The following is a 13,266-nucleotide window of genomic DNA, read 5'->3' on the forward strand; positions in this document are numbered from 1 at the left end:
CTGGAGAATCATTATGTCCGCGTTAACATCATTAAAGGCTGCCACCGTGCAGTTTCAGCATCAGGCCGGTAACAAACACTATAATCTCCTGATGATGGAGAAGTTTATCGAGCAAGCCGCCCTGCAACAGGTGAAGATCCTCACCTTCCCCGAAATGTGTATCACCGGTTACTGGCATGTTCCTAAATTGACCTCTTTTGAGGTTTCAGCTTTGGCAGAGCCGATTGAAACCAGTCCTTCTCTGGCATTGATCCGTTCGCTGGCCGTCAAGCATCAGATGCTGATTGGTGCCGGGCTGATCGAACGTGCCGACGATGGCCGCCTGTATAACGCCTACGTTGCCTGTCTGCCCGACGGTTCACTGCATACACATCGCAAGCTTCATGCCTTTGAACATCCCGCGATCAGCAGTGGCGATCGGTTCACGGTGTTTGACACCCCCTGGGGAGTGAAAGTGGGGATACTGATCTGCTGGGATAACAACCTGGTGGAGAATGTGCGCGCCACGGCGCTGCTGGGTGCCGATATTCTTCTCGCACCGCACCAGACAGGGGGCACGCAATCCCGCAGTCCCTGCGGCATGAAGCCGATCCCGCTGGAACTCTGGGAGCAACGGGCGACGCGCCAGGAGGAATTGACCGCTGCCTTTAGAGGCCCTAATGGTCGCGGCTGGCTGATGCGCTGGCTGCCAGCGCGTGCTCATGACAACGGGGTGTTTATCTTATTCAGTAACGGCGTTGGTGCGGATGAAGACGAAGTCCGTACCGGCAATGCCATGATGATTGACCCTTACGGCAGCATTATTGAGGAAACCTGGGCGGCGGGCGATGCCATGGTCAGCGCCGAACTCGATTTAACCCTGCTGGCGATGAGCACGGGCCGCCGCTGGATCCACGGTCGCCGTCCTGAGCTATACCAGATACTGACGGAACTGCAGGGGTATGAACGTGATGCAAGAACGGCCAGGTTTTCGGTCGATGTGCCGCAGAGAAATAACCGGTGAGGTGAGCGCATCCGGTGCGGTGTTATCCCGTCATCACCAGCGCAATTTTAGGGTAGCGTTCGCAGATAAAATCGACGAATGCCCTGACCTTTGGCGCCGTTAAACGCCGCGAGGTATGCAGCACCCACAGCGCCACCTTGACATCTGACACCGTTCCCCACTGCACCAGGTCGCCGCGGGCAAGGGCGTTGCCGACAATAGACTGAGGAATAATCGCGGCACCGCCACCGGCGATGGCGGCGTCGCGGATCATCAGAAAAGAGGAAAACCTCAGGCGGGGGAGAGGTTCAATCACCAGGCGGCCATCGTCCAGTTTCCACAGCGATGGCTGTACGTTGCCAAATACGATGGCGGGAACCTGAGTGACCAGGCCCGGCTGGGGCAGGGTAACGGAGGGCGCGGCAACCACAATCTGGCGGTCTTCAGCAAAGCATCGCCCCGTCAGGCTGCTGTCGGGGCGCGGGTTAATACGAATGGCCACATCATAATGTTCCTCCACCAGATCCACCATGCGGTCTTCTGCCACCACTTCAAGGGTGATTTCCGGATACGCGGCGCAAAACTCGGCAGCTATTCTCCCCATGGTGAGCTGCGAGAACAACACGGGTGATGCCACGCGCAGGTGCCCGCGTGGAACAGAGATCCCTTCCCGCACCGACGTCATGGCCTCCACCACCTCGTTCATTGACCCCGATGTTCTGGCCATCAGCATATCGCCCGCCTCAGTGAGTCTCAGCCCTCTGGGGCTGCGCTCGATAAGGCGTACGCCAAGCTGTTGTTCAAGATCCGCGATATGACGCGATAACGTGGCTTTAGACCTGCCGCTGGCGCGGCTGGCCTTCCCCAGCCCGCCATGGGTGGCGACAAGCGCAAAATCAACCAGAGCATTGAGATCCATACTGTTCCATTTTTGAAACGACATGTCTCTAATTTAGAGTCTGCTCTCTGTCTGCGCAACGGTTTATCGTTCATTCATCCTAACAGACCAGAGGAACAGATCATGAGTATGACGCAACGAGCCGTTGTCATCGGAGAGTACGGCGGGGCTGATGCCGCCAAAGTGGCTGAGATAGCGCTGCCCGACGTGGGAGAGCGTCAGGTACGGGTGCGGGTACACGCCGCCGGTATTAATGGCCTCGACTGGAAGGTGAGAGAAGGTTACGTCCGCGATGCGTTTCCCTTATCGTTGCCCGCCGTTCTCGGCATTGAGCTGGCAGGTGTTGTTGAGGCCGTGGGCCCGGGCTGTTCGCGTTTTCGTATCGGTGACCGTGTGATGGGATCGCTGGGGCGAATCGGGGCGTATGCGGATTTCGTCGTCGTCAGTGAGGCAAATCTGGCCCATACACCGGCAGGACTGGACGATATCCACGCTGCTGCCATCCCCGTTGCCGCCGTCGCTGCATGGCAAAGCCTTAACTATGCTGGCCCGATCTCCGCCGGGCAACGCATTCTGATCCACGGCGCTGCCGGAGGGCTGGGGGGCTACGCCGTGCAGTTTGCAAAACAGGCCGGGGCAGAGGTGTTTGCCACCGTGGCGGCGGCAGGCATGGAATACGTGCGCAGCCTCGGGGCCGACCACATTATCGACTATCAGTCGCAACCGTTTGAATCGCTTGCCCGCAATATTGACCTTGTCCTCGACTATGTTGGTGGCGGCGTGCTGGATCGCTCATGGCCGGTGCTGTCGGGGCAGGGCGTTATCATCAGCACGGCTTCGCCCGACATTGTTGCCCGCACACCTGCCGGGCGCCGTGGGCTGTGGTTTATGAACACGCCGGACGGCACGCAGCTGGAAACGCTGGCCGCCAGCATTGCCAGCGGAGCATTGAAGTCACACGTCAGCGAGATCGTCGGCTTTAACGACATCCCGCAGGCCATTGAACGTCACCGCACGGCGCCGCGTATCGGCAAAGTGGTGGCCGATTTTCTGCGCTAACCGGCGCTGTCTGACGCATTCTGGAGATAAATATGACCATTCTTGTTATTGGTGCCACGGGCACGCTGGGTTCGTTGATTTGTCAGCGTCTTGCTGATGCCGGCGCAGACACCAAGGCGCTGGTGCGCCAGCCGGGTAAACACGTTTTTCCGGCCGGTGTGACTGAAGTCGCGGGTGACATGACCGATGTCGCGGCAATGCGCGCCGCTTTAGCCTCGGTGCGTACCCTGTTCCTGCTGAATGCGGTGACACCCGATGAAGTCACCCAGGCCCTTATCACCCTGAATCTTGCCCGTGAGGCGGGTATCGAACGCGTGGTGTATCTGTCGGTGATCCATGCGGAAAAGTACACCAACGTACCGCACTTTACCGGTAAATATACGGTTGAACGTATGATCGAAAGCCTGAATATCCCGGCGACTATTCTGCGTCCGGCCTATTTCATGCAGAACGAAGCCTCGGTGCAAAAGGTCATTGAAGAGTATGGGGTGTATCCGATGCCGATCGGTTCGGCGGGTGTTTCCATGATCGATGTGCGGGATATTGCCGATATCGCGGTAGTGGAACTGTTGCGGCGTGACAGGGCACCCGAAGCACTGGAGAGCAACACCCTGGCGCTGGTGGGCCCGGACGTTCTGACCGGTGAGCGTGTCGCCGCCGTCTGGAGCGCAGCGCTGGGGCGTGAAGTTGGCTACGGCGGTGATGACGTGGTCGCTTTTGAGCAGCAGATGACCGCCTGGAGCCCCGGTTGGCTGGCCTATGATATGAGCCTGATGATGGCGGGCATTCAGCAGTACGGGATGCAGGCGGCAGAAGGAACGGTGGAGCGTTTGCAGACGCTGCTGGGACGTCCGCTACGGACCTACGAGCATTTTGTTAATGAGTCTACCGGCACGCGCTGAACGGGATATGCAGGGAGATAACGGGGAGACTCGTTATCTCTGCACAGAGGCAACAGGCTGTTTATCAGTTTCAATCTCTTTTATTTTCAGCAAGTTGTTGAGCCAGTTTCTTGATGCCTTCAACGATCTCTGACGGTGGATGCGCGGCAAAACCGAACAAAATCGCCTGCTTCGCTGGCCTGGTCTGGCAGTAGCGTGAAAGCGGCTGTGCGCCTAAACCCGCTTGACGGCAGTGCTCAATGATGACGGATTCTTCAAGGTTATCCGCTAACCAGCAGACAAGATGAATACCTGAATCCGACGGTTCCACACAGACGATTTCCGGCAGATATAATTTGATGGCCTCAATCATCACCTGCTGGCGTTCATGACAGGCTTTTCTCACCCGCCTGACGTGACGGGCGTAATGGCCTTCAGAAATGAAAGCGGCAAGGATCGTTTGTTCTAAATACGAGGTTCGTGTATCGGCGTAATATTTGGCAATGTTAAAAGACGCCACTAAATGTTCTGGAACCACCAGGAAACCTAAATGAAATCCTGGAAACATCATTTTGGAGAAGGTTCCTGCATAGATCACGCGCTGATGTTTATCTAACCCCTGAAGGGCTTGTATTGGCTGGCCGGTGTACCTGAACTCACTGTTATAATCATCTTCGAATATCCACATGTTATTTTCAGCGGCCCACTCCAGTAGCGCCAGCCTGCGGGATAAACTTAATGTTCCGCCCAGCGGAAACTGATGAGAGGGAGAGGTGAAAATCAATTTGGCCTGGGGCCAGTGCCTGATGCCATACGCAACGTCCATGCCATTGTTATCACTGACGACGACAGGACGGAGGGTGGCCCCCATGGCGGTAAACGCCCCTAACGCACCATCATAGCCCGGCTCATCCAGCCAGACTTCATCCCCTTTTTGCAATAGTACCTGTGCGGCCAGATTCATGGCTTGCTGTGTACCATTAACAATCAGTATCTGCTGCTCGGTGCAATGCAGGCCGCGCGTGGTGCAGACATATTTACTGATAGCCTGCCGTAAGGGTTTAAACCCCTGGAGTTCATTCAGTTTTCCATCCTGGTGGCGGAACTGACGCCAGGTGCGTCCTAACAGGCGACCCCAAAGTTCATAAGGGAATAAATCTCTGCAGCCGACGCCAATATTAAACGTCAGATTTTGCCCCGAGCAGGGCTGCGTTTCATCCCATATGTTTCTCATGACCTGCATATGCGGATTAATGTCGGGGCTCCCCTTATCAAGGCTCGCCGGTAAATAAGAGGCTTGCGGCTGACTGTGCATCACCTCATCAGGAATGATCGATGCCACATAGGTTCCCGATCCTTGTTTAGCGATCAGGTAGCCCTCATCAGTCAGGCGTTCTAAGCCTGCGAGAACAGAGTTTCTTGATATGGACATCATTTCAGAAAATGTCCGGCTGGAGGGGAGTTTTTTCCCTGTTTGAAGCTGACCATTCAGGATCAGTTCTTTGATCACCGAATAGAACTGTTCTTTAATTTTCCCGTTTTTTAACAATATGCTGGGAAAGCTGGCCGCGTTCTTTTTTATTGCCAAAGTGGATCCATAAAAAATCAACAAAGTGTGTCTTATACAATACCACTGTCAGCGTTACTCTTTCATCACCTGATACGTTTCATTTTAAAAAAGTGATTGATATGAATGATGAAAATTTAGAAATTTCCGTGGTGCCCGTTCAAGAGGCCGATTACTCAGCATGGCTACCTTACTGGTTGAGCTATCAGCAATTCTATGGCGTGGAGCTACCAGAAGAGACGACATTAGCAACATGGGGGCGCTTTTTTGATGCTGATGAACCGATGTATTGCGCTGTCGCAAAAGAGGGAGAGACTCTCATCGGATTTGTTCACTATGTTTTTCACCGCTCAACATGGTCGGTCAGTGATTTCTGTTATTTAGAAGATCTGTTTGTGGCCCCCAATAGTCGGGGTAAACAGACAGGAAAACATCTGATTGACTATGTGCAACGGCAGGCCCGCGAGCGCCAGTGTGGGCGCTTATACTGGCATACCCAGGAAAAGAACGTAACGGCACAGAGGCTTTATGACTGGGTGGCCGAGAAACCGGGGGTTATCGAGTACAGAATGCCTCTCTAAACATGAGTGAGTAAGGCGTTAATGGCTGCCAGCTCTCCCTGCCTGGCCGCCGCGTCTTTTCGGGTTGTCACTCCAGACTGGCGGGGCCATGGGAAATCTTCCACTGATGGTCAGGATTTTGGCGGGGCAGCGTTATTATCTGACGCCCTGGCACTCATTGAACATCTCGGGTTGAAGCGCGTTGTCCCGGTTTCCGTCGCCCACGCCAGTTGGATCGCCGTGGACTTAGCGGAAAGTTTAACTGAACGCGTGCCTGCTATGATATTCCTGGACTGGATCATGAATCAGCCGTCGACGGAGTTTTTCAGTGCCATCACAGAGATGCAGCAAGAAAATCGCTGGGAATATGCACGGGATCAGCTGTTTGAATTTTGGTTAGCAGGGAGCGACTCACCCACCATGCTCCATCATCTCAACACCGAGATGGCGGAGTCCAGCTATCAGCTCTGGCACCCGGCAGGCCAGGCGATCGCCGATGCCTATCATCAATACGGCTCGCCGCTCCAACGCCTGGAAACGCTCATCGTTCAATCGACTACGGCTGAGGATGTCGTTTCTTCAGCGTGTGGCCTCATTCACTAATCCGAGATAGCGGGAGCCAGATATGTTTCTACCGCTGACCACGCAGACAGCGTTACGCCCGCTCAGTTCTTTTGCATAACGAAGGACTGCCGCAACTGCGGGGACTCCTGAAGGCTCTACAACATGGCGATGCAGATTAAGCATTAACGCCATCGCTGCTTTAATTTCGGCTTCTGAGACGAGAAGAACACGATCGACACGGTCGCGTATAAGTGGCCAGGTCATCGTTTCGGGCTCTATGTAGCCACTGATGCCTTCGGCGATTGATGACGTTATTTCCACAGGAATCGTCTCGCCAGCGTCTTTCCAGCGCGCAAATGTCGGGCTCGCTTCGCTTTGTATTGCCCACACTTCGGCAGCAGGGTTAATGGCTTTGATGGCCGTCGCAATACCTGAGGCCAGCCCGCCGCCGCCGATGTTCACGAGAATAACGTCAGCATCTGCCCAGTCTTCCATAATTTCCAGACCGACGGTGCCGCCCCCGGCAATCATCTGCTCATTATTGTACGCGGAGACGAACGTCGCGCCGGACTGTTGCGCTGCGGCAATAGCGGCTTGCCTTGCGTCTTCAATACTGTCAAAAAAGGTCACCTGAGCACCATAATTTTTCATCGCCGAGACCTTCATCGGGTCTGCTGAATGCGGTAAGTATATGGATACGGGTATGCCTGTTACATGCCCCGCACAGGCAAGTCCTAAGCCATGGTTCCCCGCCGTCGGGGCGATGACGCCGGTGCTTCGCTGTTCTGCATCAAGACTGGCAAGAACGTTTGCGGCGCCTCTCAGCTTAAAGCTACCGGTATGCTGGAGATTTTCCATTTTGAGTCTGACCTCCGCCCCGACAAGGGCAGACAGTTCCTGCGAAGGCTCCAGCGGTGTCCTGCATACTGTTGCCTTAATTCGCTGGGAAGCGGCATAAATATCTTTCAGCGTGACACTGCCCATTGGCCTTTGTGCGGGGTTTGTCATAGTATTCTCCTGAAGTTATATAAGAAAATGACTATATAGGTAATTGGCTATATGAACAACTCAAAGACGTTAATGGCCGATATTTTTCGCGCCCTGGGTAATGAGCACCGGCTCGTGATTGTTGAATGGCTGTCCGATCCAAGGTCACATTTTCCCGAGCAGCAGGACGGCGACCTGGTTGAGGACGGTGTGTGTGTCGGGTTTATCACCGAAAAAATTGGTCTGAGTCAGCCCACAGTGACAGGCCATCTACAAAATCTGGCTAAAGCCGGAATTGTGACCTCGAAACGTATCAAGAACTGGGTATTCTATAAACTTGATCGTCAACGGATGGATGAAGCAACGGCAATGTTGTCGGAGTATGGAAAACGGGCAACGCGTCCACATGAGTAGCGCGCAGATCAAAACATACGAAGGACGTAAGATGCTTTTGCCTGATTTGAGCTTTACAAAAACCGTCTATCAAGCGTCATTTGAACCATGAGTCGTCCGCTGTTTGTGACGCTGGATGGGCCCAAGGGCGCTGGTAAAACCACACTGTTGGAGGCCATGACCAAAGCCCTCAGGGCTGACAACAAGAAGGTGATCCGCCTTTGCGAGAAAAAAAGCGATCCCTACAGGCGCGAAACCATGGTTCTCGTTAACAGGCTCGCCAGACAACCCACCCTGGCGTTGGAATGGGAGGTGTGTGAGCGCCTGGCCGCCAGCCGTGCCTGGATATCCCGGCACGTGCTGGCTAAACAGCCACCGGACAGCATTATCTTGATGGATCGCTGGTATCCATCGGATGCCGCGTTTCGCCGCATGGTTCCCTTCGCAGAGATTTTACAGCTTAACCTTGAACGAAACGTGCGAACGCCAGACCTGCATGTCGGGGTGGTGACAGCGCCTGATATTTCATGGGCAAGGGCCGCGGCCCGATCGCGTGGGCTAAGCAGTACGGTGATTCATAAGCTGGAAGAACATGTTGCCTGTAGCCAGGCGTTCGAGCGAGAAATTGCCGATAACGGCTGGGTTTTATGCCGTAATGAAGGAACAATCGAAGACGCCACGATGCAGGTGATTTCTGAGATCTACCGCGTGCCTGGGTGCGCCACAGGGATTCAGATCACATCGCCGGGGCAGTCCGTTCCCTGAGCCCGTTTTCACGGCGTGTTTTTCTTACAGGCTGAATTCCTGCTCAGCAGGGTGGAGCATAACAGGCTGGCGAGCAGTGAGAAGGCGATGCCGACGCAGAGGGCGATGTCAATATCCTCTGCGAGCGGTTTGACCGCGTTAAGCAATCCCCCAAAGATTGCGACTCCCAGCGCGGAACCCGTTTGTCGGCTTGCGTTGAGCACGCCGGCGGCAATTCCAGCGTGCTCTTTGCCTGTCGAGCCCATGACAATTGCCGTGGCGACCGGTGTAATGATGCCAGCGGCAAGGCCGAGTGCAGGAAAGCAAAGTGCGATCTGCCAATAGGGTGTATTTTCTCTTACTATCATTAACCCTGCGAATCCGGCGGCGTAGAGCCCGCAGCATCCTGTCATCAGCCAAAATGGGCCAAGCAGGCGGTTAAGTTTTCCGGCGCTAAAGCTGCCCAACGTGACCAGCAAGGTCAAGGGAAGGAAGGCGAGACCCACGTCCAGCGATGACCAGCCGCGCACGGCCCCGAAGTACAGGCTGAGCAGGAAGAACACCCCGTAAAACACTAATCCAGAAATCAGCGAGACGCTAACCGAGGCAGAAAAATCAGCAAGGCGAAAGAGTGTCATCGGCAGCATCGGCTGGTTGATTGTGCGCTCGGTAAAGATGAAAACCCCCCAGGCAATGACCGCCACCAGTATTCCTCCGCAAATCCACGGGTCACGCCATCCACGATGGACACCTTCAATCAGCACGGCAATAGACGATCCCAGTGCGATAATCGCCAGTAACTGCCCTGCAAAATCCATCTGCCTCTCGCGAACAGTGATTTTTATCGCAGGAATGCGCGTTGCCAGTACAGCCCCGAGTACGGCAATGGGGACATTGACCAGGAAGATACTTCGCCAGCCTGATAAATGGATCAGCAAACCGCCCAATAACGGACCGGCCGCCATGGCAATTCCACCGCATCCGGCCCAGATACCGATGGCTCTGGCACGATCCCGAGACTGAGGGAACGCACTGTTGATCAACGCCAGAGAGGAGGGGACCAGCAAGGCCGCACCGACCCCCTGCAATATCCTCGAGAAGATCAGGGTGGGCAATGTGGATGAAAAACCACATCCCGCTGAAGCCAGTGCAAAGAGCAGCAGACTGGTGAGATAAACGTTTTTTGCCCCCAGTTTGTCGCCTAAAGCACCACCGCTGAGCAGCAGACTGGCGAAAGTGACGGTATAGGCACTGACTACCCATTGCAGGCCGGTAATGGTCGAATGCAGAGTGGCGGCCAGCGGTGCAAGTGCAACGTTCACAATCGAGGTATCAAGAATCACGATGATATAACTGATACTGGTCGCCGCTAACAACCATTTTTGAGCCGAAGGGGTGTTGTTCATGAGTCGAGGTCATAGTCCATAAATGAGATTTATTGACTATACCCCGCACGCGCTAAATAATGATTCGAGCTGTATCGAAGTATTATCCCCTCTGAGGAACACTGACTTCACTTTTACGGGCGCAACAATGAACCAATTTCACATCTCTGTCGTGGCCCATCTCATCGCCGAGCCGGTGCGTTCGATAATGCTCATTAACCTCTCTGGAGGCGAAGCACTTTCTGCCAGCGCTCTGGCAGAGGCCGCCAATATCACAGCACAAACCGCCAGTTTTCATCTCGCAAAACTGCGTGATGGCGGGCTTGTCACCGTCGAGTCTGTCGGGCGCTATCGTTATTACCGCCTGGCCGGGCCACATATTTCCCAGCTCTTAGAAAGTCTGGCCTCGGTCGGGCCTGTCACTTCGCAGTGGCAAACAACGCCCAATAGTGCAGCGAAAGCGCTGCGTTTTGCGCGTTGTTGTTACGATCATTTAGCCGGGCAAATCGGCGTGCTGATTACGCAAAGGATGCTCATCCAGGGGCTGATTACCATGCAAGCAGGCCAACACGCGGTGCTCACTGTTCAGGGGCATCGCTGGTTTGAACAGCAAGGCGTGGAAATCAGTGCGGAACGCGCAGGTAATAACCGTTTGTGCCTTGACTGGACCGAGCGGCAATATCACCTCGCAGGCCCTCTTGGCTCCGCTATGCTGGAGGCATTTACTGCGTGGGAATGGCTGAGCCGCTCGAATCAATCAAGAGCGTTGAACGTCACCGCGTCGGGATGGGAAGCCTTAGCGCAACACTTTGGTATTCGCCATCAGCAAGGATCGCTACGGCATGAATAGTGGTCTTTCTTTGAACAGATGCCTTCGGCTGCCCGATATTCTGGGATGAATCGTATACACATCCCCGGCGTCTGGGGACGTAAGTAACTGGATCTCGGCCGGCGCATCGACCTCAAGTGGCCGGAATATCACGTCCTTCCGCGGCTCCTGCGCCAGTGAGGCGGGTAACAGCGCGACGCCGAAGCCGCTGGCAACCAGTGCAACGAGTGTCTGCAATTGCCGGGCCTCCTGTGCAATGTGAGGTGTGAATCCAGCGGCTTCGCAGAGCTGCACAAGCTGGTCATGAAAACCCTGGCCCAGGTGGCGCGGGGCTGAAACGAAGTGGTCACATTGAAGTGCTGCCAGTGGGATGCTCTCGCAGCTTGCAAGGCGGTGTTCAGCAGGCAAAGCGATCACAACAGGTTCGCGCAATATGGCGTTGAAACGCAGGCCAGGTGAGGTTCTGCCTGGCGGCCGCATAAATCCCAGGTCGGCGCGTCCTTGCTCAAGGGCATCAACCTGTTCTTGCGTCGTGGCCTCATTCATCGTGAAAGAGACGGCAGGGAAGGCAGCACGAAAGTTCCTGAGGGCGTGTAGCAGGGGGCCATACTGTGCAATGCTGATAAAGGTGAGGGTGAGATGGCCTTCAATACCCTGTGACACCCGGCGGCTTTTCTCAACGCCTTCGTCAAGAATACGCAATACCTCTCTGGCGGATTCGAGAAAGTCTTCTCCTGCAGGCGTCAGCGACACGCTGCGATTGGTGCGTTCAAACAGCGAAACGCCCATTTCCTGCTCCAGCCTGCGGATCGCCTGGCTCAGGGGGGGCTGCGCCATATGGAGTCGCTGCGCGGCGCGGTTAAAGTGCAATTCTTCTGCAACGGCAATGAACTGGACAAGAAGCCGGGTTTCGATCATGAGACCTCATGAATACGTCTGAAGTTATATTAAATACAGTGTTGGACTGTGCTTCATCATTTGCACCCTGCAGTAATATGTCGGATGGTAGCTCTCAATCGTGTGACGAATATTCTTCTGATTGACGCAGCACAGACGCTTCAATCTTCCTGACACTGATACCGATGTTATTTATGTTCCTTCACTTTACGAATGGGTGGCATGTGAGGAAGTATCGGTGAGCTAAGCCGATTGCGTTGGACGAGCAAGGCAGATTTACGTTGTTTTTTACACCGATTCACGAAGTAGCAACGGGCTTTCAACGGCCACCGTTTTCTGATGAGACTCACCGTTAATAATATGAAGCGCACTAAGACGACCGATCTCGTAATGGGGTAATTGCACCGTTGACAGTGATGGTAAGAATAGATCGCCAATACCGACCATATTATCGTAGCCAAGCACCGCGACATCTTGGGGTATTCTTAACCCCTGTGACAGCAGAGTCTGATAGACCATAAAGGCGATACGATCATTTCCACACACAATTGAATCAAATTGAGGTATGCCTTGATGGATATGCGCTAAAACCCTGTTGGGAATATCGCGATAATGTTCATCCCCATATCCCATGTAATAGTGGTCGAGTGTATCAGGCGCTATACCTGCTTCCCTGCATGCCTGTTCCAGACCTTTGCGACGTCTGATGGTAGCGACTTGATTTTCAGGTAAATGTAAGCAGAGCGGGCGACGATAGCCTGCAGAAAAAAGTGCACGCACCGCAGCATACTGCCCACGTTCATCATCCGGAATATAACTCGCAACCTGTTGATGCAGGCTTTCGCAGTTGGCCAGTACGCAGGGGAGGTTTAACAACTTCCCGGGTAGCGGCACCTGCCGTAATCCCATTGTTGTATAGATAATGCCATCCGGCCGATGTGAGAGAAGCAGATCGACGATATTTTCCGGGCTGTCATCGGAAAACATGTTCACCACAAAGCTGTTCCAGCCATGTGCGCGTGCCGTTTCTTCAATAGAGAGTGTGATTTCCACTGAAAAGGGGGTGGTGACGGTATCCAGTGCTAACACCCCGATGGTTTTTGGAATCGCGTGAGCACCGCGTATTTTTTTTGCCGATAAATCGGGCACGTAATTCATCGCATCGATAGCGGACTGTACGCGAGACAATGTCTCCGGCTTCAGGCGTTCCGGGGAGTTTAATGCCCTGGATACAGTCATCAGCGAGACGTTTGCCAGTTTTGCCACATCTTTCAGGGATGCCATTGTTTTGCTCCAGCCTTATCACTCTGCCACAGGTTATATAACTAACTTACTGATGTAAAAGGATCATACGTGATTATGGACTGCGGGTATCGATTACAGCGAATAAGAAAAGTTGATCATGATCTCATATTCTCAATGTTAACGTTAACTTTTGTGATTAACATCTAGAATTGCCGTAAAAAGGCATGCATTTGATTTTATGTTAACGTTATCATTTATGCTCCAACTCCGCATGA

14 protein-coding genes are annotated in these 13,266 nt (G+C 54.0%); 8 read left to right on the forward strand and 6 right to left on the reverse strand.

Annotated elements, in window-relative coordinates:
- Positions 1-13: 13 nt before the first annotated feature.
- A complete protein-coding gene (locus WH277_RS15225) occupies positions 14-1,003 on the forward strand; it encodes a nitrilase family protein (protein WP_159336978.1) in 990 nt (329 codons plus the stop codon).
- 22 nt (positions 1,004-1,025) lie between these two features.
- On the opposite strand, the gene WH277_RS15230 is transcribed toward WH277_RS15225, so the two are convergent.
- The gene (locus tag WH277_RS15230) at positions 1,026-1,901 is read right to left on the reverse strand and encodes a LysR family transcriptional regulator (protein WP_339505876.1); all 876 of its coding nucleotides are present in this window, start codon (positions 1,899-1,901) and stop codon (positions 1,026-1,028) included.
- 102 nt (positions 1,902-2,003) lie between these two features.
- Between WH277_RS15230 and WH277_RS15235 the strand changes: the two genes are divergently transcribed.
- Positions 2,004-2,939 carry an NADP-dependent oxidoreductase gene (locus WH277_RS15235; protein WP_167864471.1) on the forward strand — a complete coding sequence of 312 codons (936 nt, stop codon included), beginning with the start codon at positions 2,004-2,006 and terminating at the stop codon, positions 2,937-2,939.
- Between the two features lie 32 nt (positions 2,940-2,971).
- Positions 2,972-3,841 (forward strand): SDR family oxidoreductase, encoded by an 870-nt coding sequence (locus tag WH277_RS15240; protein WP_167864472.1) that lies wholly within the window; start codon positions 2,972-2,974, stop codon positions 3,839-3,841.
- Positions 3,842-3,911: 70 nt separating this feature from the next.
- Here WH277_RS15240 and pdxR read toward each other — a convergent pair whose 3' ends face one another.
- Positions 3,912-5,402, reverse strand: coding sequence for a MocR-like pyridoxine biosynthesis transcription factor PdxR (pdxR, locus tag WH277_RS15245; RefSeq protein WP_339506366.1), 1,491 nt, complete (start codon positions 5,400-5,402; stop codon positions 3,912-3,914).
- 107 nt (positions 5,403-5,509) lie between these two features.
- Between pdxR and WH277_RS15250 the strand changes: the two genes are divergently transcribed.
- A complete protein-coding gene (locus WH277_RS15250; protein WP_339505877.1) occupies positions 5,510-5,968 on the forward strand; it encodes a GNAT family N-acetyltransferase in 459 nt (152 codons plus the stop codon).
- A gap of 21 nt (positions 5,969-5,989) precedes the next feature.
- Positions 5,990-6,550, forward strand: a complete 561-nt coding sequence (locus tag WH277_RS15255) for an alpha/beta hydrolase (protein ID WP_339505878.1) — start codon at positions 5,990-5,992, stop codon at positions 6,548-6,550.
- On the opposite strand, the gene WH277_RS15260 is transcribed toward WH277_RS15255, so the two are convergent.
- On the reverse strand, positions 6,527-7,519 hold the full coding sequence (locus tag WH277_RS15260; protein ID WP_192933179.1) for a threonine ammonia-lyase: 993 nt from the start codon (positions 7,517-7,519) through the stop codon (positions 6,527-6,529). The two genes, WH277_RS15255 and WH277_RS15260, sit on opposite strands and share 24 nt — an antisense overlap.
- A gap of 51 nt (positions 7,520-7,570) precedes the next feature.
- Here WH277_RS15260 and WH277_RS15265 point away from each other — a divergent pair, with 51 nt between their 5' ends.
- Together WH277_RS15265 and WH277_RS15270 are read left to right on the forward strand one after the other, a co-directional pair.
- Entirely contained in the window at positions 7,571-7,912 is a 342-nt protein-coding gene (locus WH277_RS15265) for an ArsR/SmtB family transcription factor (RefSeq protein ID WP_133843191.1), read from the forward strand.
- Positions 7,913-7,999: 87 nt separating this feature from the next.
- Entirely contained in the window at positions 8,000-8,656 is a 657-nt protein-coding gene (locus WH277_RS15270; RefSeq protein WP_339505879.1) for a dTMP kinase, read from the forward strand.
- Between the two features lie 8 nt (positions 8,657-8,664).
- Here WH277_RS15270 and WH277_RS15275 read toward each other — a convergent pair whose 3' ends face one another.
- The gene (locus WH277_RS15275) at positions 8,665-10,041 is read right to left on the reverse strand and encodes an MFS transporter (RefSeq protein WP_339505880.1); all 1,377 of its coding nucleotides are present in this window, start codon (positions 10,039-10,041) and stop codon (positions 8,665-8,667) included.
- A gap of 127 nt (positions 10,042-10,168) precedes the next feature.
- On the opposite strand from WH277_RS15275, the gene WH277_RS15280 reads away from it, so the two are divergent.
- On the forward strand, positions 10,169-10,870 hold the full coding sequence (locus tag WH277_RS15280) for a helix-turn-helix transcriptional regulator (RefSeq protein WP_339505881.1): 702 nt from the start codon (positions 10,169-10,171) through the stop codon (positions 10,868-10,870).
- Here the strand turns inward: WH277_RS15280 and WH277_RS15285 are convergent.
- Entirely contained in the window at positions 10,856-11,767 is a 912-nt protein-coding gene (locus WH277_RS15285) for a LysR substrate-binding domain-containing protein (protein ID WP_339505882.1), read from the reverse strand. The two genes, WH277_RS15280 and WH277_RS15285, sit on opposite strands and share 15 nt — an antisense overlap.
- Positions 11,768-12,034: 267 nt before the next feature.
- Positions 12,035-13,030: a LacI family DNA-binding transcriptional regulator gene (locus WH277_RS15290; protein ID WP_133843201.1), complete on the reverse strand. Its 996-nt coding sequence runs from the start codon at positions 13,028-13,030 to the stop codon at positions 12,035-12,037.
- Between the last annotated feature and the right edge of the window lie 236 nt (positions 13,031-13,266).

The organism is Erwinia sp. MYb416 (assembly GCF_037479575.1).
GTDB classification, from domain to species: domain Bacteria; phylum Pseudomonadota; class Gammaproteobacteria; order Enterobacterales; family Enterobacteriaceae; genus Erwinia; species Erwinia rhapontici.